The organism is Flavobacterium yafengii (genome assembly GCF_030010375.1).
Lineage (GTDB): Bacteria > Bacteroidota > Bacteroidia > Flavobacteriales > Flavobacteriaceae > Flavobacterium > Flavobacterium yafengii.
In genome coordinates this window covers 85,773-109,970 of the sequence record NZ_JASCRY010000004.1, presented here as the reverse complement: position 1 = coordinate 109,970, position 24,198 = coordinate 85,773, and the positions used below count along the sequence as shown (strand labels likewise).

Annotated in this window: 21 protein-coding genes and 1 tRNA gene; 11 read left to right on the top strand and 11 right to left on the bottom strand. The window is 34.5% G+C overall.

The features are described from left to right. The first annotated feature begins 40 nt into the window (after positions 1-40). The 3 genes from QLS97_RS13395 to QLS97_RS13385 all read left to right on the top strand — a co-directional run bounded on the left by QLS97_RS13395 (position 41) and on the right by QLS97_RS13385 (position 1,052). On the top strand, positions 41-307 hold the full coding sequence (locus tag QLS97_RS13395; protein WP_099713324.1) for a hypothetical protein: 267 nt from the start codon (positions 41-43) through the stop codon (positions 305-307). A gap of 78 nt (positions 308-385) precedes the next feature. Beyond that, positions 386-459, top strand: a tRNA-Thr gene (locus QLS97_RS13390). A gap of 128 nt (positions 460-587) precedes the next feature. Then, complete coding sequence (locus QLS97_RS13385) at positions 588-1,052, top strand: hypothetical protein (protein WP_282717356.1); 465 nt, start codon at positions 588-590, stop codon at positions 1,050-1,052. Between the two features lie 148 nt (positions 1,053-1,200). Here QLS97_RS13385 and QLS97_RS13380 read toward each other — a convergent pair whose 3' ends face one another. The 9 genes from QLS97_RS13380 to QLS97_RS13340 form a co-directional block, all read right to left on the bottom strand. After that, entirely contained in the window at positions 1,201-1,911 is a 711-nt protein-coding gene (locus tag QLS97_RS13380; RefSeq protein WP_282717355.1) for a DUF4369 domain-containing protein, read from the bottom strand. A 212-nt stretch (positions 1,912-2,123) separates the two neighbouring features. Then, positions 2,124-3,992, bottom strand: coding sequence for a M61 family metallopeptidase (locus tag QLS97_RS13375; RefSeq protein ID WP_282717354.1), 1,869 nt, complete (start codon positions 3,990-3,992; stop codon positions 2,124-2,126). Positions 3,993-4,113: 121 nt separating this feature from the next. Next, positions 4,114-4,455 (bottom strand): hypothetical protein, encoded by a 342-nt coding sequence (locus QLS97_RS13370; protein ID WP_282717353.1) that lies wholly within the window; start codon positions 4,453-4,455, stop codon positions 4,114-4,116. Positions 4,456-4,520: 65 nt separating this feature from the next. Beyond that, positions 4,521-4,799: a DUF2805 domain-containing protein gene (locus QLS97_RS13365; RefSeq protein WP_282717352.1), complete on the bottom strand. Its 279-nt coding sequence runs from the start codon at positions 4,797-4,799 to the stop codon at positions 4,521-4,523. Between the two features lie 118 nt (positions 4,800-4,917). Then, positions 4,918-5,745 (bottom strand): sterol desaturase family protein, encoded by an 828-nt coding sequence (locus QLS97_RS13360; RefSeq protein ID WP_282717350.1) that lies wholly within the window; start codon positions 5,743-5,745, stop codon positions 4,918-4,920. 45 nt (positions 5,746-5,790) lie between these two features. Then, positions 5,791-6,399 carry an alpha-ketoglutarate-dependent dioxygenase AlkB family protein gene (locus QLS97_RS13355; RefSeq protein WP_282717349.1) on the bottom strand — a complete coding sequence of 203 codons (609 nt, stop codon included), beginning with the start codon at positions 6,397-6,399 and terminating at the stop codon, positions 5,791-5,793. Between the two features lie 4 nt (positions 6,400-6,403). Beyond that, entirely contained in the window at positions 6,404-6,757 is a 354-nt protein-coding gene (locus QLS97_RS13350) for a DoxX family protein (RefSeq protein WP_282717348.1), read from the bottom strand. A gap of 68 nt (positions 6,758-6,825) precedes the next feature. Continuing rightward, the gene (locus QLS97_RS13345; RefSeq protein WP_282717347.1) at positions 6,826-7,722 is read right to left on the bottom strand and encodes an EamA family transporter; all 897 of its coding nucleotides are present in this window, start codon (positions 7,720-7,722) and stop codon (positions 6,826-6,828) included. A 158-nt stretch (positions 7,723-7,880) separates the two neighbouring features. Next, a complete protein-coding gene (locus QLS97_RS13340) occupies positions 7,881-8,282 on the bottom strand; it encodes a DUF2721 domain-containing protein (RefSeq protein WP_099713315.1) in 402 nt (133 codons plus the stop codon). 201 nt (positions 8,283-8,483) lie between these two features. Here QLS97_RS13340 and QLS97_RS13335 point away from each other — a divergent pair, with 201 nt between their 5' ends. Then, positions 8,484-8,951: a hypothetical protein gene (locus QLS97_RS13335; RefSeq protein ID WP_282717346.1), complete on the top strand. Its 468-nt coding sequence runs from the start codon at positions 8,484-8,486 to the stop codon at positions 8,949-8,951. A gap of 369 nt (positions 8,952-9,320) precedes the next feature. Here the strand turns inward: QLS97_RS13335 and htpG are convergent, their stop codons facing one another. Continuing rightward, positions 9,321-11,222, bottom strand: coding sequence for a molecular chaperone HtpG (htpG, locus tag QLS97_RS13330; protein ID WP_282717344.1), 1,902 nt, complete (start codon positions 11,220-11,222; stop codon positions 9,321-9,323). Between the two features lie 180 nt (positions 11,223-11,402). Here htpG and QLS97_RS13325 point away from each other — a divergent pair, with 180 nt between their 5' ends. From QLS97_RS13325 to QLS97_RS13315, 3 genes are all read left to right on the top strand, one after another. Then, complete coding sequence (locus QLS97_RS13325) at positions 11,403-11,879, top strand: lipocalin family protein (RefSeq protein WP_282717342.1); 477 nt, start codon at positions 11,403-11,405, stop codon at positions 11,877-11,879. A 14-nt stretch (positions 11,880-11,893) separates the two neighbouring features. Then, positions 11,894-12,589 carry a YiaD family glycine zipper/OmpA-like lipoprotein gene (locus QLS97_RS13320; RefSeq protein WP_282717340.1) on the top strand — a complete coding sequence of 232 codons (696 nt, stop codon included), beginning with the start codon at positions 11,894-11,896 and terminating at the stop codon, positions 12,587-12,589. A 104-nt stretch (positions 12,590-12,693) separates the two neighbouring features. Next, positions 12,694-13,641, top strand: a complete 948-nt coding sequence (locus QLS97_RS13315) for an ABC transporter ATP-binding protein (protein ID WP_282717338.1) — start codon at positions 12,694-12,696, stop codon at positions 13,639-13,641. A gap of 215 nt (positions 13,642-13,856) precedes the next feature. On the opposite strand, the gene QLS97_RS13310 is transcribed toward QLS97_RS13315, so the two are convergent. Beyond that, positions 13,857-16,268, bottom strand: a complete 2,412-nt coding sequence (locus QLS97_RS13310; protein ID WP_282717336.1) for an alpha/beta hydrolase family protein — start codon at positions 16,266-16,268, stop codon at positions 13,857-13,859. A gap of 287 nt (positions 16,269-16,555) precedes the next feature. Here QLS97_RS13310 and QLS97_RS13305 point away from each other — a divergent pair, with 287 nt between their 5' ends. The 4 genes from QLS97_RS13305 to QLS97_RS13290 all read left to right on the top strand — a co-directional run bounded on the left by QLS97_RS13305 (position 16,556) and on the right by QLS97_RS13290 (position 24,163). After that, the gene (locus QLS97_RS13305) at positions 16,556-17,563 is read left to right on the top strand and encodes a 3-oxoacyl-ACP synthase III family protein (RefSeq protein WP_282717334.1); all 1,008 of its coding nucleotides are present in this window, start codon (positions 16,556-16,558) and stop codon (positions 17,561-17,563) included. Positions 17,564-17,909: 346 nt separating this feature from the next. Next, positions 17,910-18,920 carry a LacI family DNA-binding transcriptional regulator gene (locus QLS97_RS13300; protein WP_282717332.1) on the top strand — a complete coding sequence of 337 codons (1,011 nt, stop codon included), beginning with the start codon at positions 17,910-17,912 and terminating at the stop codon, positions 18,918-18,920. Positions 18,921-19,115: 195 nt separating this feature from the next. Next, positions 19,116-22,232 (top strand): SusC/RagA family TonB-linked outer membrane protein, encoded by a 3,117-nt coding sequence (locus QLS97_RS13295; protein WP_282717330.1) that lies wholly within the window; start codon positions 19,116-19,118, stop codon positions 22,230-22,232. 20 nt (positions 22,233-22,252) lie between these two features. Then, positions 22,253-24,163 carry a SusD/RagB family nutrient-binding outer membrane lipoprotein gene (locus QLS97_RS13290; protein WP_282717328.1) on the top strand — a complete coding sequence of 637 codons (1,911 nt, stop codon included), beginning with the start codon at positions 22,253-22,255 and terminating at the stop codon, positions 24,161-24,163. Positions 24,164-24,198: the final 35 nt, after the last annotated feature.

Below are 24,198 nucleotides of genomic sequence, written 5' to 3'. Positions count from 1 at the left end.
TGCAGACGCAAATTAAAATTCAAATTTTAAAAAAATAAAAATGGCAAACGTTAAGAATTTAAAAAAAGACATCAACTACGTTTTAGGAGATATTATTGAAGCAGTTTACTTGTTCGAAATTTCTACAACAGGAAAACCAACAACTGAAACTAATGATTTAATTGATGAGGCTATCGCTGCTTTTGACGCTTTAATCACTAAAGTGAATGCTAAAAAGGTAGAAAATAAAAAAGCACATTTCAAACAAATCAATGTTGAATTGGAACAAACTGCTAATCAATTGATTGCTAAAATCAACGAATTGTAGTCAAAAAAAAAGCGAAAAAAGTTTGAATTTGTTTTGGAAAATAGAAATTCAGACTTATATTTGCACCCGTAATGAGTCGCCAGCGTAGCTCAGTTGGCTAGAGCAGCTGATTTGTAATCAGCAGGTCGTGGGTTCGAGTCCCTCCGCCGGCTCTTTAATAAAACCATCCCGTCATAATCGGGATGGTTTTTTGTTTTTGGCAAAATCAGAATTGAATTCCGTTTTTATTGAATGTCATAATTTTTTTGTTAAATTTGGTATCTAACCTAAATATTAAATTATGGAAGAGTATTCAGTTATTGAAAATTTTGAAATGAAACTAAATGAGTCTGCGAAAGACTTTTTGAAAGAAACGGCAAAATGGGCTTATTTTTTATCAATTCTTGGTTACATAGGAATTGGTTTTATAGTTTTTGCAGCTTTATTTGCCGGTACATTATTCTCTGCTATGGGGAAAATGAATCCTGCAATGGGAATGATGGGTTCTTCTTTTGGAATGGTGATGGCTGTCGTTTATTTACTTATTGCGGCACTTTATTTCTTTCCGGTGTATTACTTGAATAAATTTGCATCTAATGCCAAAGCAGCGTTTAATAACAACGATTCTGAAACACTGACTACTTCTTTAAGATATCTAAAATCACACTACAAATTCATTGGAATTATGACACTGGTAATTTTCTCTCTGTATCTTTTAATGTTTGTAGGGATGATTGTTGGCGGAATGGCTTTTAATAACGCTTAAACAGCTTTTAGATCTTGTAATGATGAGGTTTTGTTTAGTCAAGCTTCCGGAACTATATTTCTTTACAAAACAAAAAAAATCATCTTGTTATACAGCAAGATGATTTTTTTATTCTCATTATGGAATAGCATGTTGTCTTTAGAACTCTTTATTTTTGGTTCTTGATGCTGGCAACATATTCCGTTAGTTTTTTACCATAAAGCGATTGTGCTACTTTTGGTGACATTGATTTTTGAATGGTATCTAAATATTTGATATTGATATCATAGATTTCTGATAAGGCGATATAAGGTGCCACTTCGAATTTTCTGTTGTTTAATGCAAAATTAGTGGCAAACAAATACTTTCTTTTTATGTTTGAATCTTGTTTTACGATTATACTATCTACTTTTTGTGTGTTTTGACTTTTGATAGCATTAAATTTTTGTTCAATCAAAGTAAGATTTTCATCTGTGAAACGGGAGTTGATCTTTTTGTACTCTTCAAATATTTCCTGATTTTTTGACCCTTTAATTTTGGCGTCAGACAAATAATGATCTAAACTGGTTTCAATAGTTATGGCTCCCGGTTCAGCAAAGAATGGTAAATTATTGTCTAAGGAATTGCTCACGCCTCTGTCTAAGAACAAATAAAGCATTTCAGGTGATTTTAGGTCCAGATCACTTTCGAATGTAGAACTTCCATCGATATTGATTGTGTCAATAGCTACCAATGTGGTATCAACAATTCGCTGGATATACAAAGTCCCTTTTTTTAATCCTTTAATATTTCCGGTAATATGTAAATTAGTTTTTGATTCATTCTTGTCACAAGATGCCAACAGGATAAGTGTAACGAATGCAATAATAGATTTTTTCATGTGAAGTTAAAATTTGTTTTTTGGAAAATGGTTTCGCTATTTTTTATGATTTGTTCCGAAACTTCGGGATTGAATCATGGCGATTTCATTGTTGTTTATATTTTGGCGCAAAATAAAGAAAATTGTTGGAATGATTTTGCTAACGCATTCAAATTTCACAAAAAAAATCCCAATCTATTTCTAAATTGGGATTTTCTGAATTATTTTTGAGATTATGATTTCAACCAAGCTTCTTTTAAAGCAACTTTGGTTGCATCAGTAGACTTAAGACCTTCTTTCTCTTCATAAGGAAATTGTACCTTTCCTTTGATTATTTGTTCCTTAGCGTCACGTTTTATTTTTACGGTAATAGAGTCGTTTTCTTTCCAGTTTTGACTCTCCGTAATCATATCATAAATGTTATCCAATGAATATGGTTTTTCATTGATAGATACCAAAACATCTCCTCCTTTAAGTCCTAAATTTGTATAAAAAACGTTCAATTCCATGTTTGGAATCACAATTATTTCTTTAGTTTGCTGATTTACAGTGATGTATGGCGATTGTCCTTTTAAGAACACATTTCCGGGTACTTTTTCTATGGATTTAGTAACACCAACTTTAGCCAAATAAGTTTCATAAGGAATTGGAGTTGCACCAGATACATAAGTAGTCAAAAAAGCTCCTACTTCAGGATAAGTAAATGAAGTTATTTTGGCAAAAAGCTCCGTATCATTAAATGGTTTTGAAGCTCCATATTCGTTAGATAATTTTTGCATTAAATCAAGAATTCCTCTTTCTCCATTGCTTTTTTCTCTTATTATAATATCCAAGCACATTCCAATAAGTGCTCCTTTTTCATATACGTTTAAGTATTGGGCTTTGTATGGTTCTGTCAACACATTAGCGCTCATTGTTGTGAAAGGCATCGTGTCATTCATGGCATTTGCATGCTCAATTTTTTCTGCCATACGTGTATAAAAATCCTCTTCAGTAATTAACCCTTGGTTGATCTGAAAAAGATTTGCAAAGTATTCCGTCACCCCTTCATACATCCATAAATGTTCTGACATTTTAGGCGTGTTGTAATCAAAATAGTGAATCTCTTTAGAATGAATAGTCAGCGGAGTTACAATATGGAAAAATTCATGTGAAACCACATCTTTCATTGATTTAACCAATTCTTCTTTTGGCATCATTTCAGGTAAAACAACAGTGGTCGCAGTAGGGTGTTCTAGTGCTCCAAATCCTTTAGCGTCAGTAGGCGTCATACTTGATAAGTACAACAATACGCTGTATTTTTTTGTAGCATTGATTTTTCCTAAAAATGTTTTTTGGGCGGTCATCATGGTTTTCATCTCAGGAGTAATGCTTTCGGCAGTCACTTTTCCAGTAGGAGAATAAACACCAATCAGTATTTCCATACCGTCTACTGTAAAAGTGGTATAGTCCGGTTTAGCATACATGATAGGGTTTTCAACCAATTCAGCATAACGAGGTGTTGTAAATACATCATTCGTTGTGCTTGCATCTTGATCCGTCATTGAAGTGGCTCCCCAAAGTGTTTCTGGGTGTGCAATGCTAACAGTATAGGGAAGGTCTTTTTTGTCTTGAAAATAGCCTACAAAACCATGCATGTTCAACATAAAGTTTTTTCCTGCATCTATGTTTGTTCCCGCTGGCGAAAAAATGTCGTTTTTACCAAAACCGCCACCTTTTTCGGTGTCAAATGTGTCGTTTACTAAATAGGTTATTTTTACTAATGTTTTTGCATTTTTAATATTCCAGGTGTTGTCATCTGTTTTAGTAACTGGCAGTATGTTTCCTTTACTGTCAAATGCTTTAAAATCCTCGATATATTTACCGTAATCATCTACAGAATAGGTTCCAGGAACAATTTTAGGAATGCTGTATGTTACTTCATCCATTCTGATTTTTGGAGAAGTAATCGTGACAAGTACTTTGTCCTCTTTTACATCATTCAAATTAATAGCAACTTTTACTATATCAGTAACAGATTTCGAGTCATTAGTTGAAGTACTGGCAGTTTTACAGCTCAAAAGAACCGATGCAAATGCGAGTGTAAAAAATATTCTTTTCATTTTGTGTTATTTTATTTTAGTTGTTAGTCTTTCAAATTGTTGAATTGTTACAATTTATAAGGACTAGAAACTATTTTTAAATTTTTTATTTTTTAAAACGGATTTGAGAATAAAAGAAATTTTATTTAGTGTTTAATTGATTCATTACTACTTCTGGATTTTCAACTTCAATGATGAGTTTTTTGTAATAATGATTTTCTAATGCTACAATTATGGCTTTCTTTTTATTCATTACATCCCAGAAATTCCTCCCTTTTTTATAAAATGTTCCAGCAGCTATAAAACCAGGAATTTCAGTGCCTGGCATTCTAAAGCCTTTCCAAAAAGTAAACTCTTCTTTGTCCTGATAGGCTTCAATAATTTTTTCTTTCGGAATCGTAATTTTACTTTCTAGAGCCCAGATTTTGTGCCAACCTTTTATTTCAAAAATAAAAGTATTGTCTTTTGATGTTACTGAAACCATTATTGCGTTTGTGAAAAGTTAGTTGGCATAAAAACAAAAACTCCCGAATATCAGGAGTTTTATTTTTAGTCTAATTTGTTTTTTATATAATATTTTCCATCCAAATCTTCATCAAAATTATCAATCTTAACGGGTTTTGGTTTTGGTTTGTTTGCAGTCGCTTTCTTTTTCCACATTTCAAATTTCTCTGCCGGCATCTTCTTTTTCATGATTTCAAGAATCTCTTTTTCTGCCAGACCAAATTCTTTTTTGATTATTTCAAAAGGATTTTTTTCTTCTAAAGCCATTGTAACAAGTTTTTCTGTTTGCTCCCAGTTCAATTCTTTACGGTTACTCTTTTTCATCACGTGAAAATTAATTCAAATAAGTTGTTAATGATTAATAAATTGCATTTTTAATTACATCCAATATTAAGAAAAAAAATAATTACTTTTTCTCAAAAGGTCATTTTTTTTATACTTTTTAACTATTTTCCTTTAAAGGTTGTTTTTGGAAGGGTATTTTTAATAAATTTTTTAATTCATTGTGCTCTTCAGGCTTCGGATGCGTGTCGATTCCATAAATGATTTCTTCTTTTGGAAGCGTCATGAAGGTTCCGAAAATCCGGTCCCAAATTGAAAATATATTGCCATAATTACTATCCGTATAAGGCAAAACATAGTGATGGTGAACTTTATGCATATCAGGAGAAACGATAAAATAACTCAAAATAGTATCTACTTTTTTTGGAAGCGAAATATTAGCATGATTAAATTGTGTTGCCACAACGGATAATGTTTGGTAAAGGAAAACCATCCACATGGGACTTCCGATAATTAAAACACCCATAGCCGTAAATGTAAAACGGATTACACTTTCTCCCGGATGATGTCTGTTTGCTGTTGTAGTATCAATCCAAGTATCGGTATGATGAATCAAATGGAAACGCCATAAAAATTTAGTTTTATGTTCTACTAAATGTACCAGATAAGCGCCAATTAAATCCAATAAAAGCAATCCGACTAATGCGTAAAGCCATAAAGGCATTTCGGGCAGCCATTGTAAAATTCCAAAATTATTGGCAATAGTCCAATCGGCTGATTTTAATAAAATAAACGCCAAACAAAAGTTGACTACAATAGTGGTAAACGTCATGAAGATATTAATACCCGCATGATGCCATTTTTTATACGTGAAGTTAAAAAGCGGAAAAGCATTTTCTATTAACCAAAAAAAAGTGATTCCGCCCACAAGAATTAAGCTTCGGTGAGACGATGGGATGGTAGAAAAATAAGCAATAATATCATTCATAATTGGAGTATTTATTTCAAATTTAATAATTTTTATTGAAAATAATTATTTGATTATCCGAAAGGTACCATTTATTCTGGGACCAATGGGTTTTGCTGTTTTTGGAATTTGATGTTTCCAGAAATGCTGCGTTGTTCCTTTCATTATTAATAAACTTCCGTGTTGCAGAACGATACTTTTTTTCAGGTCTTTATCTAGGTTATGTTTTAGCTGAAACGTACGTTCCACACCAAAACTCAACGAAGCAATCACAGGATTTATTCCTAATTCTTTTTCGTTATCGGCATGCCAGCCGTTACTGTCTTTTCCGTCGCGATAGTAATTGAGTAAAACGGTTGTGAAATTTGTATCAGTAACTTTTTCGATTTCTGTTTTTAGCTTTTGCAAAAGCAAATTCCAAGCATGCGGCTGCATGGTTATATTTGAATACGAATAAGGTTTTCCTTCGTTTCCAAACAAAGCCGTCAAACGTGGTTGCGGATGAATTTTTCCGTACACCCGAATTTCATCTTGTTGCCAAGGAATTTCTTTTACTAATTCGGCAAAAATAATATCGGCTTGCTCTTTGTCAAAAAACTGAGGATAATAGATAATTTCAGCATCTGGCAAGTCAAGGAATATAGGTTCGGATGTGGATTCGAAAAGTGATTTCAATGACTTAGATGTATTGGTAAGCCCAGAAAATGAGAACTAATTGTAATGGCATTCGCAAAAGCAAAACCCATTTTGGCAAACCCATTCTTGCTTTTTCATCGAAATACATATACAAATGTGTTGGGAAAATAGCCATCAATAAGGCAATAACTCCCCAAGCAGCATAGTTTGAAAGTAGCGGAATACAGAGTGCGATTCCCAAAAATATTTCTCCTAAACCGCTGATGTGGTTTAATAATTTTGGATTCGGAAAATAAGGAGGAATGATTTTTAGGTACAGTCTCGGGTTTCTGAAATGGTTTAATCCTGCGATAAAGTAAAGAAAAGCCATCACATATAAATGCCAAGGTAAATTCATAATAAAGTTATTTATCACGAATTTATAAAAATTTTAATGAAATGAGTACAAATGTCTTTAAATAGAAATTAAGTCGTTTTCTTGAAGTTGACATTCATAATCACAATTGCCAGAATGATTAAAATAATTCCAATCCATTGGATTAGAGTCACGTTTTCACTCAAAAGAAAATACGCCATTAATACTGATATAGGGAGTTCTAACGCAGAGACAATGCTTCCTAGTCCTATTCCTGTGAGTGGGAAACCGGCATTGAACAATAAAGGCGGAATTATAGTTCCAAAAAGAGCCAGAATTATTCCCCATTTCATGAAAATTTCGAAATTGAAAGGAGCTGTTTGGGTTGCAATCGCAAATCCGGTTACAATAAGAGCACCGCCAAGCAACATGAACAAACTGCGTTGCGCTGAGGAAATATGAGTCGCTATATGATTAGCGGTAAACATGGTTGTGGTAAAGGAAGTTGCCGCCAAAAGCCCTAAAACGATACCGCGCCAGTCTAATGCTACTTTGCTTTGAATAAGATTTGTGGCAAGTGCCGTACCGATTAATACAATAACTACAGAAACTATTTTTTGAGTAGAAGGTCTTTTCTTTTCTAATATCATTTCGAATAAAACGCCCATCCAAACGGTTTGCATCAGTAAAACGATAGCAATAGAAACTGGAATGTATTTTACCGCCAAATAATAAAAAATACTCGTCATCCCCAGAGAAGTTCCGGCTAGCATTAATTGGGTAATGTTTTTCTTGGATGCTTTTACGACGTCATTTCCTTTTTTAGCTTTTTGGAAAATATTAATAAGCAGCATTCCCGTGATTCCATATACAAATTGTGCAATGGTAACTTCGGGTGTGGTGAAACCTTCGCCGTAGGCTATTTTTACAAAAGTAGCCAGCATTCCATAACTTGTTGCACCAAGACCTACTAAGAAAACTCCTTTTAATACACTATTCTTTATCATTTTTTCAATTTTAAAAAGCGGGCAAAGATAGGGTTTAGTTCCTAGTTATGAGATATAAATTAGGACTTAATATTTTAGACTTTTATTCTGGTTTGATTTCGCTTCGCAATGAGGTGATTAAAGATAAATCTACAGGATTGGTTAGTCTAACACTAATTTCATTTCACTTCTTTGTCGACTAAATCGCTCAAATGCAATCGCAACGCATTTACGGAAATACTGATTTCCCAAAATGACAATCCCAATGAAATCAATAGGCCTAATAAACTCAGTCCAAAAAGATAAATCCCGGCCGTTTGTTGCTCTAAAAATAACAGCAACATGGCAAAAACGGATAAAAACAGACTCATTACGCCAGCCATTTGCATATTGCGAATTAGCGTTAAGCGCAAATTAAGATTTTTGATTTCCAATAAAATCATATCGTTTTGCTTTTCCTTGTAGGTTTTTTTTAATCCTCTTACGATTGTGGCAATAGTCAAAAAGCGATTGGTATACGCCAATAAAATCAACGAAGTTGCGCCAAAAAGTAATGCCGGAGTTTCTATTTGTAAAATCATAATTGTGTTTGTGTTTTTATAATGAAAAATCTAAAGTACGCAATTCGATTCTTTTTTAAATAAAAAAATGGCAAGTGTGAACTTGTAGTTTCTTAGTACGTTTTTAAAATAATACTATTCTTAGGTAGGGTAAAGTGTTTTACAGTTGTCTTACTATTGAAGTTAGTCAAACGATAGTAACTGTAATTAAAATTTATAATTATGAAAACGATGAAATTCCTACTAGTCCTATTTTTTTTGGGAGCAATAACAACAGTAAATGCACAAGAAGCCAGTGTAGAAAGTGAAACAAGCATAAATACCAATGTAGATAAAATCACTTATTATCAACAAAGAGGTAGTGAAGATGCCAATTATGAGTTAACATTTAAGGCTAAAACGAAAACCGAAGAGAAAGCCTTTTGGAAAGAGCAAAAAGAGTACGAAAAGGATTTGAAAAAAAAGAATAGAAAAGCGTATCGGACTTATATTGCCAGCAAGCAAGATGTTTATACAATGCATCATTCTCATTGCGATACCCGTTGTCACCACAGCGATTCCTTTTATGGACACGCGGGATTTTATTATTATGAATATGATCAAAGAAATTATCAAAGAGCACCAAGGAATACTCCGGTAAATACACAAATAGGCGTGCGCGCTCCCAGCGTACGATTAGGTCTTTTTTAATATATTGAAGTTTGCAAAAAGCCGTTTTTTCTTGTTTAGAAAAAACGGCTTTACTTATTTTACAGCAGGTATTTTACATTATTTTCTGTTACAATAAATCCTATTGGGACAAAAAGTAAACTCATTCCTCTCGATTATTTAGTTTAGTTGCTTCCTGTTGTGGGCACAGTTTGCAAAACTGCGCTATCAGTGTACGAGTTGATTTTTGTATATCCGCGAATTGGGTTAGAATCAAATATTATTCTAAATCCATTATTCAAAGATTGTAGCGCATAGCGGGACGAAAGTGATTCTGGAAAACAATCGTTCTGCTTCAAAAAAAAAGCTGCCCAATTTGGACAGCCTTAATATTGTTGCGTTTTGCCGAAATTATTTAATCATCTCAAAACTTCTTTTCACGAAAGCCGTTAATGCTTCTCCTTTCAAAAGGTTTTGTGACAATTTAGCTAAGTCTAAGGCTTGTTTTACCAAACTTTCTTGAGCGGTTTTGTCTTTGTTGTTTAGAATGCTTGTCGCTAATTCAGAATTAGTGTTTACCACTAAATTGTACATTTCCGGCATATTTCCCATACCGAACATTCCACCGCCGCCTGATTGACTCATTTCTTTCATTCTACGCATAAATTCTGGTTGCGTTATGATAAATGGTGAAGCATTACTGTCTAAAGCTTCCAGTTGTACTGAATACGTTTGTTTAGGAACAATAGCTTCTAAAACGGTTTTCAAGTTAGTTTGTTCTTCTTCCGATAATTTAGAAATAGTAGTTTCCTCTTTCTTGATTAAATTATCAATATGATCCGAATCGACACGTACAAAAGTCATGTTGCTGTTATCGCCTTCAATTTTTTGAATTAAATGCGAGATAATCGGAGAATCCAGTAACAATACTTCATATCCTTTGTCTTTTGCAATTTCGATATAAGAGTGTTGCGCTTCTTTATTCCCAGCGTATAAAACCACTAATTTTCCGTCTTTGTCTGTTTGGTTCGCAGCAAGATTTTCTTTTAATTCTTCTAATGTGTAATATTTACCGTCAACTGTTGGATACAAAACAAACGCACCTGCTTTTTCGTAGAATTTATCTTCAGAAAGCATTCCGTATTCTAAAACGATTTTGATGTCGTTCCATTTTTGTTCAAAATCTTCACGGTTTTCAGTGAATAACGATTTTAATTTATCGGCAACTTTACGCGTGATATAATTGGATATTTTTTTCACCGCAGCATCAGCTTGCAATCCAGAACGAGAAACGTTCAATGGAATGTCCGGTGAATCAACAACACCTTTTAGCATCATTAAAAATTCAGGAACAATTCCTTCTACATTATCCGTTACGTACACTTGATTTTGGTACAATTGGATTTTATCTTTCTGAATTTGTAAATCAGAACCTAATTTTGGGAAATACAAAATACCGGTTAAGTTAAACGGATAATCTACATTTAAATGAATGTGGAATAATGGTTCTTCAAATTGCATTGGATACAATTCATGGTAGAAATTCTTGTAATCCTCTGCAGATAATTCCGTTGGTTGTTTGGTCCAAGCTGGATTTGGGTTGTTGATGATATTGTCTACTTCAACTTCTGTAAAAGTTTTGTCTTTATCTTCTTCAGCAACTTCTTCACCCTTTTTTTGCTCTATTTTCTCTGTTTTTGTTCCAAATTTAATTGGAATAGGCATGAACTTATTGTACTTGTTCAACAGCTCTTTGATTTTGTATTCTTCCAAGAATTCCAAAGAATCTTCGGCGATATGCAAAATGATTTCTGTTCCACGAGAAGTTTTGTCAGCTGGTTCTAATGTGAATTCTGGGCTTCCGTCGCATGTCCAGTGTGCCGCTGGTTCATCTTTGAACGATTTAGTGATAATTTCCACTTTTTCGGCAACCATAAAAGCAGAATAAAATCCAAGACCAAAATGTCCAATAATTCCAGAATCTTTAGCAGAATCTTTGTATTTGTCAAGAAATTCCTCAGCTCCAGAAAACGCCACTTGGTTGATGTATTTCTCCACTTCATCAGCCGTCATTCCTAAACCTTGATCGATGATGTGTAGTTTTTTACCTTCTTTGTCGATTTTCACTTCGATAATTGGGTTGCCGTATTCTACTTTGGCTTCGCCAATGCTTGTTAAATGTTTTAATTTAAGTGTTGCATCCGTTCCGTTAGAAATTAATTCTCGCAAGAAAATTTCGTGATCGCTGTATAAGAATTTCTTGATTAAGGGAAAGATGTTCTCTACCGAAACATTAATTTTACCTGTTGTCATATTTTGAATTTTTAAGTTTATTTTGATGGATATGTTTCTTTCAAATAGAATACCAATTATAATAGAAGTGACAAATTGTCGTAAGCGTTAATTATGATATAAAATACTTTAATTTTGAAACAATTTTCTTTTCATTGCATTGTATCTTTGTGTAAGTATTAATTCATTAAATTTAGAAAAATGAGAAAAGTAATTTTAGTATGCACGTTAGCTGTTTTGATGTTCGCATGTAAGTCAACATCAGTGACAAGTACGAATACAGATAGAAAAGCTCAAGTTGCAATGAAAGGAAATTGGGAAATCAGTTCTGTAACGTATCCAGGTTCGCAATATATCAAAGTGAATAGTTTTCAACTTGCGGATTCGGAATGTTTTGTAGGAAGTACATGGAAATTTGTTTCCAATAACAATAAAGGAAATATGGCTTTGACAAAAGCAAATTGTGTATCATTTAGCTCGCCAATTACTTGGTTTGTGAATAATGATGGTCAGTTTGTCCTAAAAATTCTTGATGCAGGTGAAAAAGCACGAAAAGTTAGAGATGGATATATTTTATACGTAGCCAATCAAACAGAGTCTTCTTTTCAATTGATTGATAAAATCGATGTTGGAGGAAAAATGACTAACGTAGTGTACCAATTTCAAAAAGTTAACTAATAAAAAATTCAGATATGAAAAAGATTTCAATAGTTGCAATGGCAACAATAATGATTATAGGTTCAATGTTTACGAGCTGTGAAGCAGTAAAAAATACGAATAAAACACAAAGAGGAGCAGGAATAGGTGCTGTTGCCGGAGCTGTATTAGGAGGTGTTCTTGGGAACAATCTTGGTAAAGGTGGTAAAGGAGCAATGGGAGCTGTGTTAGGTGGTGTTATTGGTGGAGTTGCCGGTGGAGTTATTGGTAACAAAATGGACAAACAAGCAAGAGAAATCGATGCTGCACTTCCAGGAGCTGAAGTAGTTCGTGTAGGAGAAGGGATTAAATTAGTTTTGAATGAAAATGCTGTGCGTTTTGATACTAATAAATCTTCTTTGACCGCTGCTGCAAAAGCTAACTTAGATAAATTGGTTCCTGTTTTTGGAGAATATCCAGATACTAACATTACGATTTACGGATATACAGACAGTACTGGTCCAGCTGATTATAACTTAAAGCTTTCAGGAGAAAGAGCAGCCTCAGTTAGAAATTATTTGAATAGCAAAGGTGTTTCTTCAAGTAGGTTTCAAGTTACTGGTTTAGGAATTGCTGATCCAATTGCTTCAAATGAAACAGTTGAAGGTAGAAGCCAAAACCGTCGTGTTGAATTTGCTATTACTGCAAACGAGAAAATGATTAAAGATGCCGAAGCTGAAGTGAAAAACTAAGCAAAAAATACTATATAAACAAAGGCTGTTTCGTCAAGAAGCAGCCTTTTTTTGTGCCTAAATTTGAATTAAACATTGTAAATTTGCACTCTTAAATACAGATGATGCTCGAGATAAAAGATATTTCCTTCACTTACATTGACAAACCCGTTATTGAAAATGTTAGTTTCACAATTGCCAAAGGTCAAAATACTGCTATTATTGGCGAAAGCGGTTGCGGTAAAAGTACATTGCTAAAACTTATTTACGGATTATATGACTTGGATAGCGGAGCAATTACCTATAATGACAAACCCATTTTGGGTCCTAAATACAATCTTGTTCCGGGAGAAGATTATATTAAATATTTAGCACAGGATTTCGATTTAATGCCCTACATAACTGTCGAAGAAAATGTAGGCAAGTTCTTGTCGAATATGTATCCTGAGCAAAAGAAAGCCCGTGTTCAAGAATTATTAGATATGGTCGAAATGACCACTTTCGCAAAAGTAAAAGCAAAATTCCTAAGTGGCGGACAGCAACAAAGAGTGGCTTTGGCTAGAGTTTTAGCTTTGGAACCGGAAATTATTTTGCTCGACGAACCTTTTAGCCAAATTGATTCTTTTAGAAAGAATTCTTTGCGCCGCAATTTATTCCGTTACTTAAAAGACAAAGGAGTTACCTGTATTATTGCCACGCATGACAGTACTGATGCGTTGTCTTTCTCTGATGAAACAATTGTGGTTCAAAACGGAAAAGTAGTTGCAAAAGGGAATTCTAAATCCTTGTATGAAAACCCAGCTAATAAATACATTGCGTCTCTTTTTGGAGAAGTAAATGAGTTGAAATTGTCTCAATTAATAGCTCTTGAGGATGACGAAGATACAGCACTTTTATTGTACCCGCATCAATTGAAAGTGGTCGATAACGGCGTGATGAAAGCGGTTGTGAAGCAATGTTATTTTAAAGGAAGTCATTATTTGATTAAAGCGGCTTTTGAAAGAAGAGCGATTTTCTTTGAACATGATTCGGAATTAGAATTTAATCAGGAAGTATACTTGATGTTATCCTGAGAACAAGTGTTCGGTAATCAGTTCTCAGTATTCAGTGATTTCCACTTCTGATAACTATCGGAAGTCGAAGCCGTTTTCAACTTTTATAACAGTATAGTAAAAAACAAAACCCCAAAATTTATAAAATTTTGGGGTTTTGTTTTATGTTCATTTTTCATTTTCTACTTTCTGATCACTGACCACTAGTTACTGATCACTGCCTTCTGTAGTTTGAATTAATTCTTCAAATACTTTTCTAAAAACTGATCTTGTTCCCAAAGCAAATGTAAAATATTCTCTTTGGCGACATAACCGTGTGCTTCTTTTGGGAGAATTACCATTCTTGCCGGAGCGCCTAAACCTTTCAACGCTTGGAAATAACGTTCGGTTTGCAAAGTGAACGTTCCCGGATTATTATCGGCTTCACCGTGTACTAAAAGCATTGGTGTTTTCATTTTATCAGCATTCATGAATGGCGACATTGTATTGTACACTTCAGGAGTTTCCCAGTAGTTGCGTTGTTCCGTTTGGAAACCAAAAGGAGTCAACGTTCTGTTATACGCACCACTTCGAGCTATTCCACAAGCAAAAAGATTTGAATGCGTCAATAAATTAGCCGTCATAAAAGCACCATACGAGTGACCGCCAACGGCTACTTTTTTTCTGTTGATGTATCCCAAAGCATCCACAGCATTGATGGCCGCTTCAGCATTGTCAACTAATTGCGTCATGAAATTATCATTTGGTTCTGTTGTTCCTTCACCTATAATTGGAAAAGCAGCGTCATCAAGAACTACATAGCCTTTGGTTACCCAGTATACGAAAGAACCATAACTAGGAAACGTGAATTCATTCGGGTTTTGTGTACTTTGTCCCGCTGAATTTTTGTCTTTGTATTCTGCTGGATAGGCCCAAATCAACAATGGCATTTTCTCTTTTTTTACTTTGTCATAACCTACCGGCAAATATAACGTTCCAGATAATTCAACACCATCTTTACGCTTGTATTTAATGACTTCTTTACTCACGTTTTTAATACTCTCAAAAGGATTTTTGAATGCTGTGATTGGTGTCAGTTTGTTTTTTTGTTTAATGTTTCTAAGGTAATAATTCGGATATTCATTTTTAGACTGGATTTGTACTAAAACAGTTCCTTTCTTGAAGTCTTCAATCTCCAATATATCCTCTTTTTTATCTTTATAAGCTGAAGTGTACAGCCGTTTTGCTTGTAATGTTTTCAAATTAAATTCACTGATAAATGGGAATTGCCCGTTTTTAGTAAATCCATTCCCTATAAGAAATGCATTGTCATTTTCGATAGCCAAAACATACCTGTTGTATTGGTTTTTTCTGGTTTCAAAATTCCCTGGATCGGAATATACATCCTGTGAGTTTCTGTCGAAAATTACTTTCGGAGCTTGACCTGGATTCGATGGATTGATTACATACGTTTTGGTATTACGCGTGTCATACCATTCATCTGAAATTATGGCAACGTTGTCATTCCCCCAAATCATTCGGTCGTAACGCTGTGGTGTTTTTACCAATGAAGTGGCTGTTGCATCAAATGGTGCATTCCAAAGAAAAACTTCGTCTCTGAATTCCACTTTATTTGCAGGGTCTCCTGCGTCTAAAGCTTCTGCGTAAACTAATGTTGCCGGTTTATCTGCTCTCCAGCTCATGTTTCTTTTTCCTTTGCGAACGGCCATGAAACCTTTAGGGATAATTTCAGTCAGTGGCACTTCATTCACAACTTTTACTTCGTTTCCAGCTTTGTCGTAGATTGCTGATTTTGAAGGAAAACGGTTCAAGGGAACGATATACGAAAATGGTTTTTGAATGGTAGTCAGCATGATATAATTTCCATCAGGAGAGAAAATTTCTCCGGCATACATATCGGATTTTTTGAATAAAGTTGCTGTTCCGTTCAAGTTTACTTTGTATAATTCAGAAGTAATGATGTTCTCAAAATTGATTTCATCATTCTTGTTTTTCAACATGTCCGGATAGGTTCTGTTTTGAGATTTAGCACCATCAGCATTCGAAATTATCGGACCGGTTGGCAAATCTTTTTTGGCATCCAAAAGGGCTGCTCTGTTTTTTGGTAACATTTTCACCAAAATAGTTTCGTTGTCATTCATCCAGCTGAATGGATTACCAAGATTAGCATTTACAGTAGCCTCTGTTAATTTGGTGGCTTTCGCCGAAATTACATCGATGAACCAAAGCTCAACTCCAGTAGCCGTAGTGTGGGAAAATGAGATTTTTTTATCATTTGGAGACCAAGCGATATTACTGATACGAGGATTTTTTGGCAAACCTAAAACCTGTATTTCTTCTTTTTCTTTTATTTTACGTAATTTAAGATTGTTGATATACGTAACTGTACTCGAAATATTAGTTACTGGATTTATTCTCAATCCTCCTAAACGCAATTCGTCCTGATTTAAATCGTCTAAAGTTTTATAAGTATTTCTATAGCTTAAGAGCATGTATTCTTTTTTGGTATCCATTGATACCGAAGGTGCTCTTTCGTAATCAGCTAAATCTGCGATTGATTTGGAAGGTTTTTGATAGGTTAAATTTTCTTGCGCAAAAGTGGTTAAGCTTAGTCCAAGAAATAAAAAAAATGGAATTTTTAATTTCATAATTTGAATGATTTTAAATTAGTGTTGGCAGTGTCAATAATTGGTCTAAAATAATTCAATGTTGTTACATTTGGAAATAAATATCTCTTTTTAACTTTTAAGTCAGATTAGGATTAGGTCTAAATGGTATTGTTTGGATCCTTTCAGTGGATTGTAGTAGTAAGGATAACAGGAAATTACTCCAAATATCATAAAACTTGTAAATTGACAAAAAAGTAGTAATTTGTGGGCTCATATTTTTAAGTATGTTTAAATTTGCAACTTTATTTTAATAAAATAACAATAGTATGTATCATTCAAAAATAGCAGGATTAGGTTATTATGTTCCCGAAAACGTGGTGACTAATGATGATTTATCGAAAATCATTGACACCAATGACGAATGGATTCAGGAACGAACAGGAATTCAAGAACGTAGACACATTATAAAAGGAGAAGATACAACAACTTCTATGGGCGTGAAAGCGGCTAAAATTGCGATTGAGCGTTCTGGTGTTGCTAAGGAAGATATCGATTTTATAGTTTTTGCCACATTAAGTCCTGATTATTACTTTCCTGGACCAGGAGTTTTAGTACAGCGTGATTTAGGTTTGGGGACTGTTGGCGCATTAGATGTAAGAAATCAATGTTCTGGATTTATTTACGGTTTATCTGTTGCGGACCAATATATAAAGTCTGGAATGTATAAAAATGTATTAGTTATAGGTTCTGAGGTGCATTCTACAGGATTAGATATGACGTCTCGTGGACGTGGCGTTTCGGTAATTTTTGGAGATGGGGCAGGGGCAGCTGTTTTGAGCAGAGAAGAAGACTTAACCAAAGGAATTCTTTCCACACACTTACACTCTGAAGGGCAATATGCCGAAGAATTAATTGTAAAAGCTCCAGGGATGGGAGGTCGTTGGGTAACTGATATCTTGGCTGACAATAATCCAGATGACGAAAGTTATTTCCCATACATGAATGGACAATTTGTATTTAAAAATGCAGTAGTTCGTTTTAGTGAGGTAATTAATGAAGGTTTACAAGCCAATAATTTGCAGGTTTCGGATATTGATATGTTGATTCCGCATCAGGCAAATTTGAGAATTTCACAGTTTATTCAAAAGAAATTCAACTTAACAGACGATCAGGTGTATAATAATATTCAAAAATACGGAAATACCACTGCAGCTTCTATTCCAATTGCTTTAACTGAAGCTTGGGAAAAAGGAAAAATAAAATCAGGTGATACTGTTGTTTTGGCAGCTTTTGGAAGTGGTTTTACTTGGGGAAGCGCTATTATTAAATGGTAATTATTCTTATTTAGATACCGGATTTATCTATTGTTTTATATACTAAACCCCGAAGTAATTCAACTTCGGGGTTTAGTTTTTGTGGTCTAACTTCTCAGAATTATTTGTTTAAAATTAAAGTGTTTTTCAGACCTTTTTAGGTGTTATTGATGCTGTTTTAGTCAAATTCCGGATATTTTTATTATAAGAATATCTTCGTGTATATCCTATAATGCTATGTTTTTAGCTGTTTGTTAGCATAAAAAAAGCGATTCTTTTAAAAAAATATTTACTAAAACGATTTTGTAACTATTTTTATATATATTTGTCGCGTAAATATTAAATTTTTCTTAAAGTTAGTTTCCTAATGAAAAAAATTACCATTAAAGACATAGCTATAGAGTCTGGAGTCTCAATCTCTACGGTGTCTTTTGTCCTTAATGGAAAAGGAGAGAAAATGGGAATCAGCAAAGCGGTTATTGTAAAAGTGCAAGATGTAGCTGAGAAGTTGCATTACAAACCGAATATGATTGCCAGCAGTCTTCGTACAGGAAAAACCAGATCCATCGGGCTTATTGTTGAAGATATTTCGAATCAGTTCTTTTCGGATTTAGCCAGAGTAATAGAAGATGAAGCTAAGAAGTTAGGATATAGAGTTTTTTATTGTAGCACAGGCGATGATAATGAAAGATCGGCGGAATTAATTCAAAGTTTGCTTCAGGCAAATGTGGATGGTTTTATTATAACTCCAACAGAAAAATTAGAGAAAAGCATTGATCATCTTTTAAAATTAAAAATGCCTGTAGTGCTAATTGACAGGTACTTTCCAAATCAAAATGTGAGTCATGTTGTGATGGATAATTATAATGGTGCTTATGTGGCAACAGAATTTTTCATAAAAAAGGGATGTAAAAATATCGCTGTGGTTAATAATACTTCAGAAATGATTCAGATGAAATTGCGTGAGAAAGGATATTCTGATGCAATGAAAGAGGCAGGTATATATGACGAGACACTTACTCTACATTTAGATTATCGCAGTAACGAAGAAAGTAAAATTGACGCTATAATTGATTTTTTCAAAAAGAAACCGGGTATAGATGCAGTGCTTTTTTTAGCGAATTATATGGGATTAGCCGGTTTGCAAGCTTTCAAAAGAATGGGTTTGAGGATTCCTGAGGATATTTCGATCATTAGTTATGACGACCATTATAGTTTTAAATTGCACTCTCCGTCTATTTCAGTTATTGAACAGCCTATTGATGGTATTGCTGTAAAAGCAGTTCAATTACTGATGGATCAAATGACAAATGGAAACGATTTTATGATAGAAAAAGTACTTGAAAAAGGGAAACTGATTATTAGAGAATCGGTATAATATAAAATAAGATTAATCATTTTAAAGTTTTTTAAAATGGATAATCTGTTTTTTTTATTAATTTACTAAATCGATTTAGTAAAATATTTTAATTAAAAAATTGTGTGATACTTTAGATCATGCATTGAAATTGAGTTCTTATTTTTTTATTAATATTTTAAAACAAAACCAAAAAACAAACTAAAACAATTGCTTATGAAACGAATTTTAGCAGTGTTAGGATTGGTAATGCTCAGCAGCTTTGGCGCAATAGCACAAAACCGATCCATAACAGGCGTAGTCGCAGATGCAGGAAACAAGGGTATTGTTTCTGCAACCATAAAGGTAAAAGGGAAAACCATTAGTACAATAACAGATTCCGACGGAAACTTTGCAGTCATGGTTCCTTCAGGTAAAGTAACGCTGACTGTATCATCTATCGGGTTTACTTCAAAATCAGTAGATGTTGCTGAAAGTGAAAATAATATTACTGTTGTGTTAGCCGAAAACACACAAGAGTTAGGAGAAGTAGTGGTAACTGCTCTCGGGATTAAGAAACAAAAAAAATCATTGGGTTACGCTGTTCAGGAAATAAAAGGACAAAGTCTTGTGGAAGCCAGAGAGCCAAATTTAGCGAATGCATTAGTAGGTAAAGTAGCGGGTTTACAGGTTGTACGTTCTAGTGCCGGTCCTGGAGGATCTTCAAAATTAGTTTTGAGAGGTTTTAATTCCTTGACTGGTGATAACCAACCTTTGATTGTTGTTGATGGAGTTCCTATGGACAACTTTACAGGGGCTACGAATAATGATTATTGGGTTCCAAGTCTTGATATGGGAAATGGTATTTCGGATTTAAATTCGGAAGATATTGAAAGCCTTTCCGTATTAAAAGGACCATCAGCTGCCGCTCTTTATGGATCAAGAGCTGGTAATGGAGTAATTTTGATTACAACCAAAACAGGTAGAAAACAAAAAGGATTAGGGATTACGTTTACTTCTTCTGTAGGGTTTGAAACTATTTTTACAAGACCTAAACAACAAAACGACTTTGGGCAAGGTGCAGCAGGTTCATTCGATAGACTTTCTGGTTCGAGTTGGGGACCTAAAATTGAAGGACAAACTGTTATAAATTGGGATGATAAAAGTGAGACTTTAGCTTCTCATGACAATGTAGGTAACTATTTTAGCGGCACCGGAATAACTAAAAATAATAGTGTTTCGTTCCAACAATCGATTCAAAAAACATCTATTTATACCTCTTTCAATCGTATGGAGGATCAGAGCATGATTCCTGGTGCTAAACTTGGCAGAACAAACTTACTGGCAAGAGCAGTTTCTAAATTTGGTGAAGGAGAGCGTTGGACTGTAGATACTAAAGTTCAATATACCAATGCAAAAGCAAACAACAGACCCATTGGAGGACCTAATGGTTCTAATCCATTTTTCTTGTTGAATAATTTTCCAAGATCACTCGATATTACACAATTCAAAGAAGCTACTAATGCGGATGGGAATATGATTTGGTTAGGAAGCGGAAGCGGAATTAATCCTTATTGGGGCAGAAAATATAATCTTAATGAAGATGTAAGAGATCGTTTTATGATGAACGCTTCGTTAAAATATGATATTGCAAGTTGGTTGAATGCCGAAATCAAAGCAGGAGCCGATACGTATTCCAATAGCTCAAATACAAAAACGTACGCTGGTAGTCCTCTAGCTCCTACAGGTAGTTATAGTGTTGGGAAAAGCACCTTTACCGAAACGAATTACCAAGCTTTATTGATTGCTAAAAAAGATGATCTTTTTGGGAAATTTGGTGGTATGGCTACACTTGGAGGTAACTTGATGTCACGTAAATCATCGTCTATAGGAGCTAACGCAAGCCAATTGGAAGTGCCTAATTTATTTTCGATAAATAACGCGATTGGTAATCCATCTGTAAGTGAGGGGTTTAGCGAGAAGTCAATCAATTCAGTTTTTGGATCGGCACAACTTAATTATGATGGCTATTTATATTTAGACGCAACTTTTAGAAACGACTGGTCTTCTGCATTAAGCAAAGCAAACCGTTCATTCTTTTACCCGTCAGTAAGTCTTTCGTATGTGTTTACGGATATGTTTGCAGCGATGAATAAAAGCCTTCCAGACTGGTTTAGTTATGGTAAGTTAAGAGCGAGTTATGCGTCAGTGGGTAATGACCTTGATCCATACAGGTTAGTGAATGTTTATAAAATAGGAAAAGATCCTAATAGTAATACAACTGCTTCAAGAAATGACATTTTGTTAGATCCGAATGTGAAAAGTGAGTTGATTAAATCAACTGAATTTGGAGCCGAATTACGTTTTTTCAAAGGTAGATTTGGTCTTGATGTGTCGGTTTACAAATCCAATGCAACCAATCAGCTGATAGATCTTCCTATGGATCCGTTAAGTGGTTATAAATATAAGAAAATCAATGCGGGTAATATTCAAAACAAAGGTGTTGAGTTAGTCGTTGATGGAAAAATATTGACTAATCCAAGTTCATTATTATGGAATGTTACGGCTAATTTTTCTACAAATAAAAGTAAGATTGTGTCACTGTTTGACGATGTATCAGTTTATACGTTAAGAGGATTTGATAATGTTTCTGTGGTTGCAGAAGTAGGAAAAGCTTATGGAGAAATCTATGGAAGTAAATTTTTAAGAGTTACGGATGAAACGAGTCCGGAATTTGGACAGTTATTACTTGATGCTACAGGATTGCCTCAAGAGACTCCAGGTGGGCCAGTAAGTTTAGGGAATCAGCAAGCAAAAGCAATGATTGGTTTTACTAACACCTTTGCTTATAAAGGAGTGTCTTTGTCATTTTTAATTGATGCCAGAATCGGGGGTGAAATATTCTCAGGAACATTAGCGGATATGCAGGCAAGCGGAACTTCATCTGTAACAGTTGTAAATGGATTAAGAGAAGATATCGTAGTAAACGGAGTTATTGCAAGTGGTACAACTTATGTGAAAAATACAATGGGAGTTACTCCTGAAACGTATTGGGGTAGAGTAGCAGGCTCAGGAAACTTAGGTATAACGGAGGCTAATATATATGATGCAAGTAATGTTCGTCTAAGAAATGTACAGTTGAATTATGATTTCCCTGCTAAGTTCCTAACAAAAACTGCGCTACAAAAAGTTAGTCTAGGACTTTCTTGCAATAATGTTTGGATGATTAAAAGTCATATGAATGGACTTGATCCAGAATCTGTTTTTGCGACTGGTTCTAATGCGACTGGTTTTGAAAATGGTGCAGCACCAACGACTCGTACCTTTTTGGTAAATCTTGCATTGAGCTTTTAATCAATTATAAAATTTATATCATGAAAAATATAGTGAAAAAATCAAGTTTAGCTTTAGCAATTGTGGCGATGCTAACTTCTTGTGATAATTTCGATGAGATTAATACAGATCCTACAGCTGCTAACGCAGATCAGGTTCAAGTGGAATATTTTATAAATAGCTCTATAATTGGAGCGCAAATGAATCCAGATGTTGCTGAGAGGTCTTTTGTGCTTTATTGGAAAACAGCTGGGCATCAAATGTTAAGTACTGGAATATCTGGCGGTAGTTATGATGATGGCTGGTCTACAGCTTATTACAATAGTTCTGCTGGCTGGTTAAACTCCATAAACACAGCTATTCAGGTTGCTGAAGAAAAAGAAGCTAAAGGCATTGTAAAACCGTATTCCGGTAATCTAAAACAAGTGGCTCGTATATGGAGAGCATATTTGATGAGTGAACTTGCTGATAATTTTGGTCCTATTGCGATTGACGCATTTCAGGGTAAAAACCCGGAATTTACGGACTTAAAAACGGTTTACTATTTCTTATTGGCGGAACTTAAAGATGCCTCTGAGAAATTAGACGTTTCGGTTTCGAATATCAGTAATCCAAAATTAAAGAATGAAGATCCAGCTTACGGTTATGATTATGTAAAGTGGAAAAAGTATGCTAATTCTATGCGTCTTCGTTTAGCAATGCGTTTGTCTGAAGTAGATCCTGCTAAGGCAAAATCTGAATTTGAAGCTGCGGCAAGCAGTAGTTTGTTAACAGACGCTTCTGATAATTTTCAAGTGCAAGAAAAACCAGGATGGGATGATTTGACTGGTGTAATGAGTCGTGAATGGAATGCACAGATTATATCAGTGACATTGAACAATCTTTATATTGGTTTAGGTGGTGTAAAATCAACAGATTTATTAGCACCTTCTTTTCATGCCAGTGTTAAACCAGCGGATTATATTGGGTTAAAATTTGAAAATCATTTTACAATGAAAACAAATGAGCCTGCAGCCGGTTATTGGTTAGATGGTTTGCCAAATGCAATAGATCCACGTGCCTATAAAGCATTTAATATTCCAGGAGATTTTACAAATTCTAATTTTTCAGGATATCCTTCTTGGGACAATAGTGCAGAGACTACATCGGCAAATTTGTTTGATGCCAGTGGTGCAGTAGTTAAAACAATTGAGGCAAAAAATACATGGAATGCCTTTGCTGTAGGTAATTGGGGAGCATTAGGAAGTAGAAATGGAGTAAGAGCATTTAATGGTACTATGCCACGTTTGTCTCAAGTATTTAGAGGAAGTACAAGCAAGCGTATCTTTTTTGCTTCATGGGAAACTTACTTTTTGTTGGCTGAAGCTGCTGTTAAAGGTTGGGCTGTCCCAATGAGTGGTAAGGATGCTTATGAAGCTGGTATCAAAGCGAATTTTGACTATTGGGGAGTTTCGTCTCATCTGAGCGCTTACCTTACTTCTAATGATTATAACAGAGCGGGAACTTCTGTAAATTGGTCTCATACAACAGAACCGCCTACGAGCCACGCAATGAATTATGTTGATGGTTATACAAATGCAGCGGGTGTAGCTACCATTTTATATCCTAAAAATAATTTGTATAAAAATGGTGCCGTAAAAAATGATTTGTTGACAAAAATTATAACACAAAAATTCATAGCACAAACTCCTTGGTTGCCATTGGAAGGATGGAATGATCATAGAAGATTAGGCTTGCCTTTCTTTGAAAATCCGGCTGTAGAATTACCTTTAGTTAATTTACCAACTTTAAATTCTTCTAACTTCATGACCAATCAGGTTAGTTTCTTTCCACAACGATTGAAATATACTTCAGGTTTGAAAAATTCAAATGTAAAAGGGTATGAACAAGCGGTAGGATTCTTAGGTGGTGCTGATGATATATTTACCCCGCTTTGGTGGGCTAAGCACTAATAGTTTAGATTTAAAAAGTATAAAGCAGGTCGGGT